The organism is Cronobacter universalis NCTC 9529, from assembly GCF_001277175.1.
GTDB classification, from domain to species: Bacteria; Pseudomonadota; Gammaproteobacteria; order Enterobacterales; family Enterobacteriaceae; genus Cronobacter; species Cronobacter universalis.
In genome coordinates, this window is record NZ_CP012257.1 from 1051381 (window position 1) to 1066378 (window position 14998).

Here is a 14998-nt window from a genome sequence, read left to right on the forward strand (position 1 = left end):
CTGAATCCGGGAGGTGGGAAATGCACAAAATCGTTTCTGACGAAGGCGTCAGCCGCGACGCGCCGGTACGTGAACATATGCATGCTCAGCGCATTGAGTGGCGTATCCAGCAGGGCGGCAACTGGCTGCTTTTTGCGATTGTGGCGATCGCGCTGCTGGGCGGCTTTTCCGACGGCTGGCTGAGCGACACCTCGGCGACGAATCGGGAGAAAAGCCTGACCGTCGAATATCAGCGTTTTCTGCGCGCCGAAAGCGATGAGCCTTTCGCGCTGCGCATTCAGGGGCCGAAAAACCAGCCCGTGACGGTAGCCTTTGGCGGCGATTTTGCCGATCGCGTCGTGTTGCAAACGCTCCAGCCGCAGCCGGTGGTGACCCACACCGGGCAGCACACGCTGAAGCTCACCTTCGCGCCGACGCCTGATGGCGCGCACGCCGTCTGGATAGTCACGCAGCCGCAGTCGGCGGGGCGGTTAACCTCTACCGTGACGCTGGAAGGCGCGTCGCCGGTGCATCTGACCCAGTGGGTTTATCCGTAGGAGAACATCATGGAAAGCGTATTGCGCGCCGCAGGCATGTATTTTTTGCTGCTGGTGGTGCTGAAAATCGCCGGTCGCCGCACGTTGCTGGAGATGAACTCCTTTGATTTCGTGCTGCTGCTGATCATCAGCGAGGCGACCCAGCAGGCGCTGCTCGGCAACGACTTCTCGTTTACGGGGGCGGCGATCACCATCATTACGCTGATCGTGCTCGATATTCTGCTGAGCTATGTGAAAAACGCGTTTCCGCGACTCGATCTGCTGCTTGATGGCTCGCCGCTGATCCTGGTGGAGAATGGCCGCCTGCTGACCGCGCGCATGAAAAAAGCGGGGATCTCGCAGGACGATATTTTAAGCTCGGCCCGCACCAGCCAGGGGATCGACCGGCTGGAGGAGATAAAATTCGCCATCCTTGAGAAAAATGGCAAAATCTCCATTATTCCCGCCGACAATCAGGAGTCGTAATGCCAGTCTGGGTGGATGCCGACGCGTGTCCGAAAGTGATTAAAGAAGTGCTGTTCCGCGCCGCCGAGCGTACCGAAACGCCGGTGATTCTGGTGGCGAACCAGCCGCTGCGGGTGCCGCCGTCGAAGTTTATCCGCGCCCGCCAGGTGCCTGCGGGATTTGACGTGGCCGATAACGAAATTGTGCGCTGCTGCGAGCCGGGGGATCTGGTGGTCACGGCGGATATTCCGCTGGCGGCGGAAGTAATAGCCAAAGGCGCGGTAGCGCTGAACCCGCGCGGCGAGCGTTACAGCGAGGCCACCATTCGCGAGCGTCTGACGATGCGCGATTTTATGGATACGCTGCGCGCCAGCGGCATCCAGACCGGCGGCCCGGATGCCTTAAGCCAGCGCGACCGCCAGCAATTCGCCGCTGAACTCGATAAGTGGCTCAGCGGCAAAAAGCGCCAGGCTTAAACCCAGTTGTCGTCGTCGCCGCCGAAATCGTCGCCGCCGAAGTCATCGCCCGCGAAATCGTTGTTCCAGTCCTCGTCGCTGCTGGCAGGCACGTAGTCGTTGCCGTTGTCCTGTTGCAGCCCGGCGTCCTGATTCAGGAACTGGCTGTCATCCGCCTGGTTGTAATCTTCAACGGCATTCACCGGGCTGTTATCCGCCGGCTGCGCCGGTTCGTTGATGATATTGACGATTTCCTCCGGCTGGTGGTGGCTGAACATGCTGGTCAGCATATTGCCGAGCACTACGCCGCCCGCCACGCCCGCGGCGGTTTGCAGGGCGCCCGCCATAAAGCCGCCGCCGCGCGGCGCGTTATTATACTGAGCCGCGGCCTGCGGCGCGTAGCCAGCCTGCGGGGCGCTCTGGTACTGCTGCGCGCCGGGGATGGGATCGGAGCCGCGCGGTGTGGCCTGCGGACGCGGGGCTTCCGGCTCGCTCTTGTTGCCGCCGAACAGGCCAGCCAGGAAACCGCCGCTGCTCTGCTGGCGGCTCGCCGACTGCTTCAGCTGCGCCACTTCGGTTTCGAGCGCCTGAATACGGCCGTTAAGCTGTTTCATGGCCGCTTCCTGAATAAGAAGGGTTTGCGCCATGTAGTAGGCGGCGCCCGGCTGGGTGCGCATATGCTGCTCGATCCAGCGTTCGGCGTCCGCGTCGCGCGGGGCGCTGTTTTCGCTGGCGGTTTTGAGCCGGTCAAAAAGCCCGTCAATCAGACGTTGCTCTTCAGATTGCATGATTCATCCCTCTGTCATTGAACGCGTTAATAGTAAGTCTGGAGAAAAATCGGCACTTGTAAATATCCGGCGCGTAAAGGAAATAAGAAATATGTAACCGGGTGCGGCGGACGGCGGGGTTGTGTTCAGTGGGCGCTTTCAAGTATGGTGGGCGCGCCTGGCGAATTCTCGCCAGTGGTAGCGGGGCTTTACACCCTGACGACGGAAGAAGGGTTGTCCTGCGCGGGGCCCCGTTCAGGGTGGTCCTTTTTGTAAGTTTAAATTTACGCCTGTCTTGTGTACTAGTTTGTTGTTAAACTCACCACTTATGACCTGCTGTCTAACCCTTTCGCCTCTCGCGGAAGGTGAGGTAATCCATCCATGAATCAACCCATTTATCTGGTCGGCGCGCGCGGCTGCGGAAAAACCACCACCGGCGAGGCGCTGGCACGCGCGCTGGCGTACGGCTTTGCCGATACCGACCGCTGGCTGCTGGAGCAGACGCGGATGACGGTCGCCGAAGTGGTGGAAAAAGAAGGCTGGCCAGGTTTTCGCGCCCGCGAAAGCGAGGCGTTGCAGGCGGTCACCGCGCCCGCGACGGTCGTCGCCACCGGCGGCGGCATGGTGCTGCGTGACGAGAACCGCGAGTTTATGCGCGCGCATGGCGTGGTGATTTATCTTAACGTGCCGGTCGATGTGCTGGCGCAGCGGCTAGAAGCCTTCCCGGAAGCAGGGCAGCGCCCGACGCTCACCGGCAAACCGATGACGGAAGAGATCGCCGACGTGCTGGCGGTGCGCGACGCGCTCTATCGCGAGTGCGCCCACCATGTGATTGACGCCGCCGACGCGCCCACGGCCATTGTTTCGCGTATTATCGACGCGCTGCATCTCGCCCACGCCAGCTAAGTACCGGGATTGTCTATACTTAACGCTCCTCCCCGATAAATTAAGGAAGAGCTATGCCGACCAGACCCCCTTATCCGCGCGAGGCGCGCGTGGTTCCCGTTGAAAAAGGCGTGCCGGGCAAGACGGTCACCAGTTATCAGCTGCGCGCCGATCACCCCGAGCCCGATTCGCTCATCAGCGAACATCCCACCGAACAGGAAGCGCTGGACGCCAAGCGCCGTTACGAAGATCCGGATAAATCCTGACCCAGCTGGCGGCAGGCGCACGCGCTGCGCTTACCGCCACTCCGAAAATGCGTCGCTGCCGCGTTGTATCACACCTTTTATCCAAAGCTAATGTTAACGATACGTTATGATTATTTTTCAGCGGCAGGCGGGCAGCGGGCTTTTTTTCCCCTGGATGGCGTCCGTAAGCTGCTACGCTTTTTGATTCATCTTTCGTTTTCGCTCAAGTCATCGGCGAAAGGTGTCGTTAACTCTTAGAGAGGCTGTAAACCAAGGCGATTAAAATGCGTGCGACTCTGGCCATACTTACCATCGGCGTAGTGCCTGTCAGCGAGGTTCTGCCGCTGTTAACCGAACATATCGACGAACAGCAAATTACCCATATCAGCCTGATGGGGAAACTGTCGCGCGCAGAGGCGATGGAAGATTATGGCGTGGCGGGCCAGGAAGAGGCGCTCATCACCATGCTGTCCGACGGTGAAAAAGCGACGGTATCGAAAGCCAAAACCGAAAGGGCGCTGCAAAGCGTTATCGAGGTGCTCGATAACCAGGGCTATGACGTTATTTTGTTAATGAGTACGCAGCGCTTCAGCGGCCTGCGTGCGCGCAACGCCATTCTGCTGGAGCCGGAGCGTATTATCCCGCCGCTGGTCGCGTCCATTGTCGACGGACACCAGGTGGGCGTGATTGTGCCGATCCCGGAGTTGATGGATATCCAGGCCCAGAAATGGCAGGTGCTGGAAAATCCGCCGCTGTACTCGCTCTCGAACCCGTTTTACGGCACCGAAGACGAACTGGTCGGCGCCGGGCGCGATCTGCTGACCCGCGGGGCGGACGTGCTGTTGCTCGATTGCCTCGGGTTTCATCAAAAACACCGCGATCTGCTGCAAAAGGCGCTGGATGTGCCGGTGCTCCTTAGTAACGTCCTGGTGGCGCGTCTCGCTTCCGAACTGCTTATCTGAGCCGTTGTCACAATTTGCGTGACAGCGCTCCGGCTGGCCCTCTATATTGTTTTTCCAACCATTTTTCGATAAGGGCCTGCTTATGCTTCAGAGTAACGAATACTTTTCCGGTAAAGTGAAATCTATTGGCTTCACCAGCAGCAGTACGGGCCGTGCGAGCGTAGGCGTGATGGCGGAAGGGGAATACACGTTCGGCACCGCGCAGCCGGAAGAGATGACGGTGGTGAGCGGCGCGCTGCATGTTCTGCTGCCGGGCGAAACCGAATGGAAAACGTATGAAGCGGGGCAGGTGTTTCATGTGCCTGGGCACAGCGAATTTCATCTGCAGGTGGCCGAGCCGACATCGTATCTCTGCCGCTACCTGTAAGCGCGCCGCCCCGGGCGGGACGACGCGAAAGCATCAGCGTTGGGCTTCGCCGCCCAGCGCTTCCACTAAGTTCTGGATCAGCGCCGCCAGCTCGCCGGTCATCAGCGTGAAATCCGCGTCAAAGCGCTGCGCCACATCTTCACGCGCGATGTCGTCGTTCTGATCGCGCAGCTCATCGGCAAATTTCAGACGCTTGAGCGAGCCGTCGTCACACAGCATAAACTGCACGCGCTGTTGCCAGTCGAGCGCCAGTTTGGTGACCACTTTCCCTGCTTCGATATGCACCGCGATCTCGTCGCTCACCAGCTCCTGCTTCTTACAGCGGATCACGCCGCCATCTTCCAGAATGGCCTTAAGCTCCGCTTCGTCCAGCAGCTGAAAACCCTGCGGCACATTATTGGCGCGCACCCACTCGGTGAGCGTCAGCTCAATCGGGTTTTCCAGCGTCAGCGGCACCACCGGCAGCGAGCCGAGGCTTTTACGCAGCAGCGCCAGCGTATCTTCCGCTTTTTTGGCGCTGGCGCAGTCCACCACGATAAGACCCGTGGCGGTATCGATCCACATCATGGTCTGGCTGAAACGGCTGAAGGCGCGCGGCAGCAGCGAGTGCAGCACTTCATCTTTCAGCGAATCTTTTTCCGTCTTTTTAAGCTTACGGCCCTGATCGGCCTCCAGACGGGCGATTTTCGCCTCCAGCGCCTGTTTGATAACGGGCGCGGGCAGGATTTTCTCTTCTTTGCGCGCGCAAATCACAATCTGGCCGTTGGCGGCGTGGGTAAGCGCGTCGCTGCCGCCGCCCATGGGCGGCACCCAGCCGGTTTTCGCCATATCCTGGCTGCCGCACGGGGTGAAGGTAAACGCAGCTAACTGTTTTTCCATCTCATCCGCACGCAGCGCGGCGTCGCGGTTTAAACGGTAAACCATTAAATTTTTGAACCACAGCATGTTAATTTCCACGGCCTGGTAGTTAAACGCAGCGGGCATGATAACGAATCAGCCGCGTCGTTTCATTGCCTTTCACGGACAGGTTATCTACTCTCCTGGTAAGTCATTGAATATGAGGAAGCAGACGTGCGTATTGGGATCGATTTAGGCGGCACCAAAACCGAAGTGATTGCGCTTGGCGACGACGGCAAGCAGCGATTTCGCCACCGCGTGCCGACGCCGCGTGACGACTACCCGCAAACTATCGAAACCATAGCCGGTCTCGTTGAGCTTGCCGAAAAAGAGACCGGCGAGCGCGGCACCGTGGGCGTCGGCATTCCGGGCACGCTCTCGCCGTTTACCGGCGTCGTTAAAAACGCCAATTCGACGTGGCTGAATGGCCAGGCGCTGGATAAAGACCTTAGCGCGCGGCTGGCTCGTGAGGTGCGGCTCGCCAACGACGCCAACTGTTTCGCCGTGTCGGAGGCGATCGACGGCGCGGCGAAAGGCGCGCAGACGGTCTTTGCGGTCATCATCGGCACCGGCTGCGGCTCCGGCATTGCGCTTGGCGGCATGAGCCATATCGGGGCCAACGGCAACGCGGGCGAGTGGGGGCATAATCCGCTGCCGTGGATGGATGAAGACGAACTGCGCTACCGTGAAGAAGTGCCGTGCTACTGCGGCAAGCAGGGCTGTATCGAAACCTTTATCTCCGGCACGGGCTTCGCGACGGACTATCATCGCTTAAGCGGCCAGCCGCTCAAGGGCAGCGAAATCATCCGGCTGGTGGAGGCCCAGGACGCGCTGGCGGAGCTTGCGCTCAGCCGCTACGAGATGCGGCTCGCGAAATCGCTGGCGCATATCGTCAATATTCTCGACCCGGATGTGATTGTGCTCGGCGGGGGCATGAGCAATGTCGACCGGCTCTATAAAACCGTGCCGCCGCTGATGAAACACTGGGTATTCGGCGGCGAGTGCGAAACGCCGGTGCGCAAAGCGGCGCATGGCGATTCCAGCGGCGTGCGCGGCGCGGCGTGGCTCTGGCCCGTGGTGCGTTAATATAAAAGAAAGGGGCGCGAGGCCCCTTTTGTTTTCCGGCCTTAGTCGACCTGATACTCCCGCGCCAGGCGGCTCACGCCAAGGCCGTTAATCTTTCTGACCTTGATCTGCACCGGGATACGCTCTTTCATCGCCTCTACGTGGCTGATGACGCCGATGGTTTTGCCGCTGGCGTTCAGCGCGTCCAGGGCATCCAGCGCCGTATCGAGCGTCTGGGCGTCCAGCGTGCCGAAGCCCTCATCCAGGAACAGCGAATCGATGCGGGTTTTGTGGCTCACCAGATCCGAGAGCGCCAGCGCCAGCGCGAGACTCACCAGGAAGCTTTCGCCGCCGGAAAGCGTGCGGGTGTCGCGCACCGCGTCCGCCTGCCAGGTATCGACGACTTCCAGCTCCAGATCCTCGCTCAGCTTGCGTTTAAGCAGGTAGCGGCCATGCAGGCGCGTCAGCTGGTTATTGGCCAGCCACACCAGATTATCCAGCGTCAGCCCCTGGGCGAACTTACGGAATTTATCGCCTTTCTGCGAGCCGACCAGATGGTTGAGCTGGCCCCATTCGTCGGCGTCGCGCCGCGCTTCGTCAATCTGCCCGAGAAGCGCGGCCAGCTGCGTGCGACTCTCTTCATCCTGGCGCAGCTGCTGGCGCAGTTCCCCCTGGCGCGTGGTGTTATCGCGCAGCTGCTCCGTGACTGCCGTGAGCAAGGCCTCCCTCTGCTGAGCGTCAGCCTGCTCATCCAGCGAAGCCGGGCGCGCGCCGAGGTGACGCTCCAGCGCCTGGAGCGCCTGCGCGAGCAGCGTCTGCTGCGTTTCGCGCTCGCGCTCCAGCCGTTGTTTCTGCGCTTCGAGCTGGCTGCGGGCGGCGTCGTCCAGCAGGGCGACGAGAAACGCCGCTTTATCCGCAAACGGGCTTGCGGCAAGCGCCGCGTCAAACGCCTGCACGGCGCTCTGGTAGCGCGCGCGCTCCTGCAGAAGCTGCGCGCCGAGCGTCTGCCACTGCGCCTCCAGCGATAAACAGCGCGTATGGATCTCCTGGCCCGCGCGCGGCAGGTCGTCTGCGGCGAGCGACGCCGCCTGCGCGTCGCCCTCCTGCGGCAACAGGCTCAGCAGCGCTTCACAGGCGGAAAGCTGTTCACGCAGGCGTTGCTGGCGTTCGTGATACTGCTGCCAGCGGCGCGCCTCTTCTTCGCGTTCGGCGAACCACGGCGCGGGGTTGTCGTCATCCGGCGCGGGCAGGGAGAAGGCGTCGAGCTGTTCGCGCAGGGCGTTCTGCTGGGTCTGGCAGGCGGCTTTAAGCGAAGCGATCTGACGCTGCGTGCCCTCAAGCGTGGCCTCCAGCATCTGGCGCTCGCGCAGCAGGTGCAGTTGCTGTTCGCGGCGGGTCTGCTCGTCAAGCCAGGGGGTGAGATCGTCGCCCGGCGCATAATCCAGGGCGGCGGCGGCGCACAGCGTCTGCCATTGCGAGGTGAGCGCTTGCTCCTCTTCCAGCAGGCTTGCCGCTTCGCTCTCCTGCTGCTGGCGCTGTTTCATCAGCGCGTCGAGCTGGCCGCGCAGCGCCGCGCCCTCGGTGCCGAGCTGCTCTTTCTCCTGCTCAAGCTGCGCAAGACGCAGGCGGCTCGCGTCAGGTTTCAGCGCCTGGTACGCCTCCACAGCCGGGTGTTCGGTCGCGCCGCAGAGCGGGCAAGGGCTGCCGGGTTGCAGGCGCGCGCGCTCTTCAACGAGGCTTGCGATGCGCTGATCCAGATCGCAGACCGCTTTCGCGCGCTCCACCTCCTGCTGTTTGGTTTTGTAATCCTGACGCTTTTGCGCCAGCTGCTGTTCGGCGAGCTGGATCTGCGTTTGCAGAGCGCCGTTTGCTTCCTGCAGGCGTGCTTTACGGCGCGTCAGGGGCGCGAAAGTTGACTGAAGCATTGAAAGCGTCTGGCGCAGCGGGCGCTGCTCGTTAAGCTGCGCCAGCGCCTGCGCGGCGTCCTCCGGCGAGAGCGCAAGCCCGGCGTCCGGCAGCGCGTCGCGCTTGCGGCGGGTGGCGTCGAGCGTCTCGTTCAGCGTACGCAACTGTTCGCGGTCGCGCTTTTGCTGCGCCAGCACCGCGCGCCAGCCCGCGAGCTCGCTGCTCCAGAGGCGAAAGCGGTCGTGCTCCGCAAGCCACTGGCCGAGTTGCGTGAGTTCTGCCGTCTGCGCCTGCGCCTGTTGCGCGGCGGCCTGGCGGATCTCCCGGCGGCGCTGCTGGTTTTCCTGTAAGCGAACGCTTACTTCTTCATACTGGCGGCTGGTCGCGATAAAGGCGGTTTCCAGCTCCTGACAGCGCAGCCAGGCCGGACGCAGTTTTTCCGCCGGTAGCGCCGCCTCAAGCCGCGCCAGATCCGGGGCGGCGGCCTGTAGTGCTTGATCCGCCGCCGCCGCCGCATGGCGCGCCGCGTCGAGCGCGCTGGCAAGCGCGGTGCGCTGCGTCAGCCACAGGTGTTCTTGCTGTAACTGGCGCTGGCGGGCGAGCAGCGTTTTTTCCTCGTCAGTGAGCGCCTGCAAACCTGTGGTTAAGCTTTCCCGTTGCGCTTCGTCCAGCAGGCGCACGCCCTGCGCCTGCGATTCGAGCTTCTCAAGCTGGCTGCGGGCTTCTTTATGCTGTTCGAAAATACGCGCCGAGACCTGGCCGTAGATTTCCGTGCCGGTCAGCTCTTCCAGCAGTTCGGCGCGCGCTTTTGCTTCGGCATTGAGAAAGGCGGCGAACTGCCCCTGCGAGAGCATCATCGAACGGGTGAAACGGTCGTAATCCAGCCCCGTCAGCGCGGCAATTCTGTCGAGTTTGTCTTTGATTTTATCGGCGACGATTTTACCGTCTTCGCAGCGCGCCAGCTCTACGCGCGGCGCCTGTAAATTGCCATCTGGCTGGCCGCGCGCGCGGCTCTGGCTCCAGAAGGCGCGCCAGGCGACGCCTTTGACTTCAAACTCCACTTCCGCCAGACACTCGGCGGTGTCGCGCGTCATCAGGTCATTCTGGCTTTGCGACAGCGCGTTCAGGCGCGGCGTGCGGTGGTAGAGCGCAAGGCAGATGGCATCCAGCAGCGTGGTTTTGCCCGCGCCGGTCGGGCCGGTAATGGCGAAGAGTCCGTTGCTTGCGAACGGTTCAGCGGTAAAGTCGATTTTCCATTCGCCTTTCAGCGAATTCAGGTTTTTCAGCCGCAGGGTTAAGATTTTCATGCCTCGTCCTCCTCGTGCAGGCTCTCCAGCGTGCGGGCGAAGAGCGTGCGCAGGCGCGCTTTCTCCGGCTCCTCCAGCGCTTCCAGCTCCAGGCGGCGCTCAAACACCTCTTCCGGCCCCAGCTCGCTGAGCGTTTCGGTGCTGAGCGTGCCGAGCGCGCGCTCGCGCATTTCGCGGCTGCGGCGCAGAAGGACGACCTCCACCGGCAGGCTTTCGGTGAGCAGGCTTATCTGACGGTGCATATCATGCAGAAACTCGGCGGTGTCGATTTCGATATCGAGCCAGACTTTCGGCTCGTCCGGCGCGTCGCGCCACTGTTCGAGCTGCGCGGTAATGGACTCCAGGCTGCCTTTCAGCACCGCCAGCGGCTGGCTGACCGGCACCGGCAGGGCCGTGACGTCGCGCAGTTTGCCGTCGGCGAACTCCACCAGATAAACGCTTTTCTCTTTGCCGGTTTCATCAAAGCTCAGCGCAATCGGCGAGCCGCTGTAGCGGATATGCTCGCAGCCCGCCACTTTCTGGGCGCGGTGGATATGCCCGAGCGCGATATAATCGGCGGGCGGAAAGCGGTCCGCCGGGAAGGCGTCGAGCGTGCCTATATAGATGTCGCGCACCGCGTCACTTTTGGTCACGCCGACGGTGGTAAGATGGCCGGTCGCGATAACAGGCAGGTTGCGCTCGCCGCGAAGCGCGCAGGCGGCCTCATAGCTTTGCTGATAGTGCAGGCTGATGGCCTCCAGCAACTGCTGCTGTTTTTCACGACCCGACTGCCCGCCAAGGCTTCGCAGCACGTCGCGCGGGCGCAAAAACGGCACCGGGCAGAGCACCGCGCCCGGCTCGCCGTCGCGGCGGTATAAGAGAGTGGCCTGCGTTTCTGGCGTGAGCTGAGCGCTGGCGATAACCTGCGTGTTCAGGCAGGCCAGCAGTTCGCGGGATTCATTGAGCGTCGCGACCGAATCGTGGTTGCCGCCGAGCACGATAAGCGGGCAGTTCGCCGCCTGAAGTTTGACGACAAAGCGGTTGTAGAGCTCGCGCGCGTAGCTTGGCGGCGCGCCGGTATCGAAGATGTCGCCCGCGACGATGATGGCGTCCACCTGATGCGCTATCGCGGCGTTCAGCAGCCAGTCGAGAAAGGCTTCATGTTCGGCGGCGCGGCTTTTGGCGTAAAAATTTTGACCAAGATGCCAGTCTGAGGTATGCAGAATACGCATGGGATGCCCTGTGGCGAAAAAGCGAGAAGGGGATTATAAACATCCAGTACCGCGGGTGTCCTGTTTCGTCGCGCCGCCGGGTTTTTCCCGGCGTGCTGACAGGTCATCTTACGGTCATCTTTTTCATAAATCTGTCATAAATCTGACGCATAATGGCGCCGCATAACATACTGTTTACTTTATTTAACAGGGCGAATCATGGCGAGACGTATTCTGGTCGTTGAAGATGAAGCACCTATCCGCGAGATGGTGTGTTTCGTACTGGAACAAAACGGCTTCCAGCCGGTGGAAGCGGAAGATTATGACAGTGCGGTGAATCAACTCAATGAGCCCTGGCCCGATCTGATTTTGCTGGACTGGATGCTGCCCGGCGGATCGGGGATCCAGTTTATTAAACATATCAAACGCGAAGCGCTGACCCGCGAGATCCCTGTGGTGATGCTGACCGCGCGCGGCGAGGAAGAAGATCGCGTGCGTGGGCTGGAAACGGGCGCCGACGATTACATTACCAAACCGTTCTCCCCGAAAGAGCTGGTGGCGCGTATTAAAGCGGTCATGCGCCGTATCTCGCCGATGGCGGTGGATGAAGTCATCGAAATGCAGGGCTTAAGCCTCGATCCGTCATCGCACCGGGTGATGACCGGCGAAAGTCCTCTCGATATGGGGCCGACTGAATTCAAGCTGTTACATTTCTTTATGACGCACCCGGAGCGCGTTTACAGCCGCGAACAGTTGCTGAATAACGTCTGGGGCACCAACGTGTATGTGGAAGATCGTACCGTGGATGTGCATATCCGTCGCCTGCGTAAGGCGCTGGAACAGAGCGGTCATGACAGAATGGTACAAACGGTGCGCGGTACGGGTTATCGGTTCTCAACCCGTTTTTAAACCCAAAACAGGAGTGTGACGCGTGCTGGAACGGCTGTCATGGAAAAGACTGGTGCTGGAGCTGTTTTTTTGCTGTATTCCGGCGCTGGTGCTCGGGGCGATATTCGGCTATCTGGCATGGTTTTTACTGGCGGCGGTGACCGGATTGCTTATCTGGCATTTCTGGAATTTGTTGCGCCTCTCCTGGTGGCTGTGGGTCGATCGCAGCATGACGCCGCCGCCCGGCAGCGGCAGCTGGGAGCCGCTGCTCTACGGCCTGCACCAGATGCAGTTGCGCAATAAGAAACGCCGCCGCGAACTGGGCAATCTTATCAAACGCTTTCGCAGCGGCGCGGAATCCCTGCCGGACGCCGTGGTGCTGACCACGGAAGAGGGCGTCATCTTCTGGTGCAACGGTCTTGCGCAACAGCTGCTTGGCCTGCGCTGGCCTGACGATAACGGCCAGAACATCTTAAACCTGCTGCGCTACCCGGAATTCACCAGCTATCTGCGCGGCCAGGAGTTTAACCGGCCACTGCATCTGGTGCTCAACAACGGGCGTCATCTTGAATTTCGCGTGATGCCGTACAGCGAAGATCAGCTGTTAATGGTGGCGCGCGACGTCACGCAGATGCATCAGCTCGAAGGGGCGCGGCGTAACTTTTTCGCGAACGTCAGCCATGAGTTGCGCACGCCGCTGACCGTCTTGCAGGGTTATCTGGAGATGATGCACGAGCAGACGCTCGAAGGGCCGCTGCGTGAAAAAGCGCTGCATACGATGCGCGAGCAGACCTTCCGTATGGAAGGGCTGGTGAAACAGCTACTTACGCTTTCGAAAATCGAGGCGGCGCCCGCGATGCAACTCAACGAAACGATAGACGTGCCGCTGATGCTGCGGGTGGTGGAGCGCGAAGCGCAGACGCTGAGCCAGCAGAAGCATACCTTCACGTTTGAGGTCGATCCGCAGCTCAAAGTGCTCGGCAACGACGAGCAGTTGCGCAGCGCGATTTCAAACCTGGTCTATAACGCGGTCAACCATACGCCCGAGGGCACGCACATTACGGTGCGCTGGGAGCATGTGGCGAACGGCGCGCGTTTTAGCGTGGCCGACACCGGGCCGGGGATCGCCGCGGAGCATATTCCGCGCCTCACCGAGCGATTCTATCGCGTGGATAAGGCGCGCTCGCGCCAGACGGGCGGCAGCGGGCTGGGGCTTGCGATTGTGAAACATGCGCTGACGCACCACGACGCGCGTCTGGAGATTGAAAGTACGCCAGGCAAAGGCACCACGTTTTCGTTCCTTCTGCCGGAGCGGCTGATTGTGACATCGCCCGCCAGAACCGTTTCTGCGGTTTAATTCGTAAAGCTTCCTTTCCAAGGCCAGCCATAAGCTGGCCTTATTCATTTTTTCATCGCCTTTGAACGCTTTTTTCAGCGTTTGGCGCTTTTTTGCTCGCGCGAATCGCCGGAGGTTTTTTACGATTTCAGATTTTATCACTGCCCTGAAACTTAGATCTGGCATAAAGGTCTGGTTTTACGATCCCGTCTTGCCTTTAAACGTTATAAGCGTTTAAATTGCGCCCCTGCTCTTGCCAGACCGACTGTTTTTACGGGGTAAATCGAAAAACAATTCTTCGCCAGCGTAATCGGGAAGCATATCCCGCTGTCAGCCCTGGAAATAGCGGCGTTTTCGTCAGGTGACTGGCGGTAAAAAATTATTCAATTTCAACACCACATCCACAGGCAGTAAATCTTATGACCCATCACTTAAAATCGCGCGACATTATCGCACTGGGGTTTATGACCTTTGCGCTGTTCGTTGGCGCGGGCAATATCATTTTCCCTCCCATGGTTGGTTTGCAGGCCGGTCCGCATGTCTGGATGGCGGCGATCGGCTTTCTGATCACGGCCGTTGGTCTGCCTGTGCTGACCGTGGTGGCGCTGGCGAAAGTCGGCGGCGGCGTTGACAGCCTGAGCCATCCGATTGGCCGCGTGGCGGGCATTCTGCTGGCGACCGTCTGCTATCTGGCCGTCGGGCCGCTGTTCGCCACACCGCGCACCGCGACCGTGTCGTTTGAAGTGGGTATTGCGCCGCTCACCGGCGACGGTGCGCTGCCGCTGCTCATCTACAGCCTGGTCTATTTCGCGCTGGTGATTCTGGTGTCGCTCTATCCGGGCAAACTGCTGGATACCGTGGGCAACTTCCTGGCGCCGCTGAAAATCATCGCGCTGGTGGTGCTGTCTGTAGCGGCGATTGTCTGGCCGGCGGGCGATATCAGCGTGGCGACAGAGACCTATCAGAAAGCGGCGTTCTCCAACGGCTTCGTGAACGGTTATCTGACGATGGATACGCTCGGCGCGATGGTGTTCGGGATTGTTATCGTCAACGCGGCCCGTTCGCGCGGCGTGTCTGATTCTCGTCTACTGACGCGCTACACCATTTTCGCGGGCCTGATGGCGGGCGTCGGCCTGACGCTGCTCTACCTGGCGCTGTTCCGTCTCGGCTCTGACAGCGCGACGCTTGTTGATCAATCCGCGAACGGCGCGGCGATTCTGCATGCGTATGTTCAGCACACCTTTGGCGGCGCGGGCAGCTTCCTGCTGGCGGCGCTGATCTTCCTGGCGTGCATGGTGACGGCGGTCGGCCTGACCTGCGCCTGCGCCGAGTTTTTCGCGCAGTACCTGCCGCTCTCTTACCGCGCGCTGGTGTTTATTCTGGGGCTCTTCTCCATGGTGGTGTCGAACCTTGGCTTAAGCCAGCTGATTCAGTTCTCTATTCCGGTGCTGACGGCCATCTATCCGCCGTGTATCGCACTCGTTGTACTGAGCTTTACCCGCGGCTGGTGGCATAATTCGGGCCGTGTTATCGCCCCGGCGATGGCGGTCAGTCTGCTGTTCGGTTTGATTGATGGGGTGAAAGCCTCGGCAATAAGCGGTATCCTTCCGGCCTGGACTCAGAAACTGCCGATGGCGGATCAGGGGCTGGCCTGGCTGCTGCCGACCGTCGCGATTGCGCTGGCGGCGGCGGTCTGGGATCGTACGGCCGGACGGAGCGTGACTTCCACCGCACACTGATCGTCGGTTG

General features: G+C 60.8%; 15 protein-coding genes. 11 read left to right on the top strand and 4 right to left on the bottom strand.

Features of this window, described 5'->3' with window-relative positions; all coding sequences use genetic code 11:
- The first annotated feature begins 20 nt into the window (after nt 1-20).
- From AFK65_RS04770 to AFK65_RS04780, 3 genes are read left to right on the top strand one after another with little or no spacing between them, the layout of a single operon-like run.
- Complete coding sequence (locus tag AFK65_RS04770; RefSeq protein WP_007703478.1) at nt 21-536, top strand: hypothetical protein; 516 nt, start codon at nt 21-23, stop codon at nt 534-536.
- A gap of 9 nt (nt 537-545) precedes the next feature.
- Nucleotides 546-1001, top strand: a complete 456-nt coding sequence (locus AFK65_RS04775) for a DUF421 domain-containing protein (protein WP_007703481.1) — start codon at nt 546-548, stop codon at nt 999-1001.
- Complete coding sequence (locus tag AFK65_RS04780) at nt 1001-1456, top strand: YaiI/YqxD family protein (protein ID WP_007703490.1); 456 nt, start codon at nt 1001-1003, stop codon at nt 1454-1456. Before AFK65_RS04775 ends, AFK65_RS04780 begins: the two co-directional genes overlap by 1 nt.
- Here the strand turns inward: AFK65_RS04780 and AFK65_RS04785 are convergent.
- The gene (locus AFK65_RS04785; protein ID WP_038857865.1) at nt 1453-2223 is read right to left on the bottom strand and encodes a DUF2076 domain-containing protein; all 771 of its coding nucleotides are present in this window, start codon (nt 2221-2223) and stop codon (nt 1453-1455) included. The genes AFK65_RS04780 and AFK65_RS04785 overlap by 4 nt on opposite strands.
- Nucleotides 2224-2583: 360 nt before the next feature.
- Here AFK65_RS04785 and aroL point away from each other — a divergent pair, with 360 nt between their 5' ends.
- From aroL to ppnP, 4 genes are all read left to right on the top strand, one after another.
- Nucleotides 2584-3108: a shikimate kinase AroL gene (gene aroL / locus AFK65_RS04790; protein ID WP_007703554.1), complete on the top strand. Its 525-nt coding sequence runs from the start codon at nt 2584-2586 to the stop codon at nt 3106-3108.
- Nucleotides 3109-3161: 53 nt separating this feature from the next.
- Nucleotides 3162-3353: a protein YaiA gene (gene yaiA / locus AFK65_RS04795; protein ID WP_004386841.1), complete on the top strand. Its 192-nt coding sequence runs from the start codon at nt 3162-3164 to the stop codon at nt 3351-3353.
- A 263-nt stretch (nt 3354-3616) separates the two neighbouring features.
- Entirely contained in the window at nt 3617-4294 is a 678-nt protein-coding gene (locus AFK65_RS04800; RefSeq protein WP_007703557.1) for an AroM family protein, read from the top strand.
- An 82-nt stretch (nt 4295-4376) separates the two neighbouring features.
- Nucleotides 4377-4661, top strand: a complete 285-nt coding sequence (ppnP, locus tag AFK65_RS04805; RefSeq protein ID WP_007703558.1) for a pyrimidine/purine nucleoside phosphorylase — start codon at nt 4377-4379, stop codon at nt 4659-4661.
- A gap of 33 nt (nt 4662-4694) precedes the next feature.
- Here the strand turns inward: ppnP and rdgC are convergent, their stop codons facing one another.
- Nucleotides 4695-5606: a recombination-associated protein RdgC gene (gene rdgC / locus AFK65_RS04810; RefSeq protein WP_038857958.1), complete on the bottom strand. Its 912-nt coding sequence runs from the start codon at nt 5604-5606 to the stop codon at nt 4695-4697.
- 126 nt (nt 5607-5732) lie between these two features.
- On the opposite strand from rdgC, the gene mak reads away from it, so the two are divergent.
- Nucleotides 5733-6644: a fructokinase gene (gene mak / locus AFK65_RS04815; protein WP_007703709.1), complete on the top strand. Its 912-nt coding sequence runs from the start codon at nt 5733-5735 to the stop codon at nt 6642-6644.
- A gap of 41 nt (nt 6645-6685) precedes the next feature.
- Here the strand turns inward: mak and sbcC are convergent, their stop codons facing one another.
- The gene (sbcC, locus tag AFK65_RS04820; RefSeq protein ID WP_038857863.1) at nt 6686-9835 is read right to left on the bottom strand and encodes an exonuclease subunit SbcC; all 3150 of its coding nucleotides are present in this window, start codon (nt 9833-9835) and stop codon (nt 6686-6688) included.
- Nucleotides 9832-11046 carry an exonuclease subunit SbcD gene (sbcD, locus tag AFK65_RS04825; RefSeq protein ID WP_038857861.1) on the bottom strand — a complete coding sequence of 405 codons (1215 nt, stop codon included), beginning with the start codon at nt 11044-11046 and terminating at the stop codon, nt 9832-9834. Before sbcD ends, sbcC begins: the two co-directional genes overlap by 4 nt.
- 198 nt (nt 11047-11244) lie before the next feature.
- On the opposite strand from sbcD, the gene phoB reads away from it, so the two are divergent.
- The 3 genes from phoB to brnQ all read left to right on the top strand — a co-directional run bounded on the left by phoB (nt 11245) and on the right by brnQ (nt 14988).
- A complete protein-coding gene (gene phoB, locus AFK65_RS04830) occupies nt 11245-11934 on the top strand; it encodes a phosphate response regulator transcription factor PhoB (RefSeq protein WP_007704237.1) in 690 nt (229 codons plus the stop codon).
- 22 nt (nt 11935-11956) lie between these two features.
- Nucleotides 11957-13270, top strand: coding sequence for a phosphate regulon sensor histidine kinase PhoR (phoR, locus tag AFK65_RS04835; RefSeq protein ID WP_007704239.1), 1314 nt, complete (start codon nt 11957-11959; stop codon nt 13268-13270).
- A 398-nt stretch (nt 13271-13668) separates the two neighbouring features.
- Nucleotides 13669-14988 (top strand): branched-chain amino acid transporter carrier protein BrnQ, encoded by a 1320-nt coding sequence (gene brnQ / locus AFK65_RS04840; RefSeq protein WP_007704242.1) that lies wholly within the window; start codon nt 13669-13671, stop codon nt 14986-14988.
- The last annotated feature ends 10 nt before the right edge of the window (nt 14989-14998 follow it).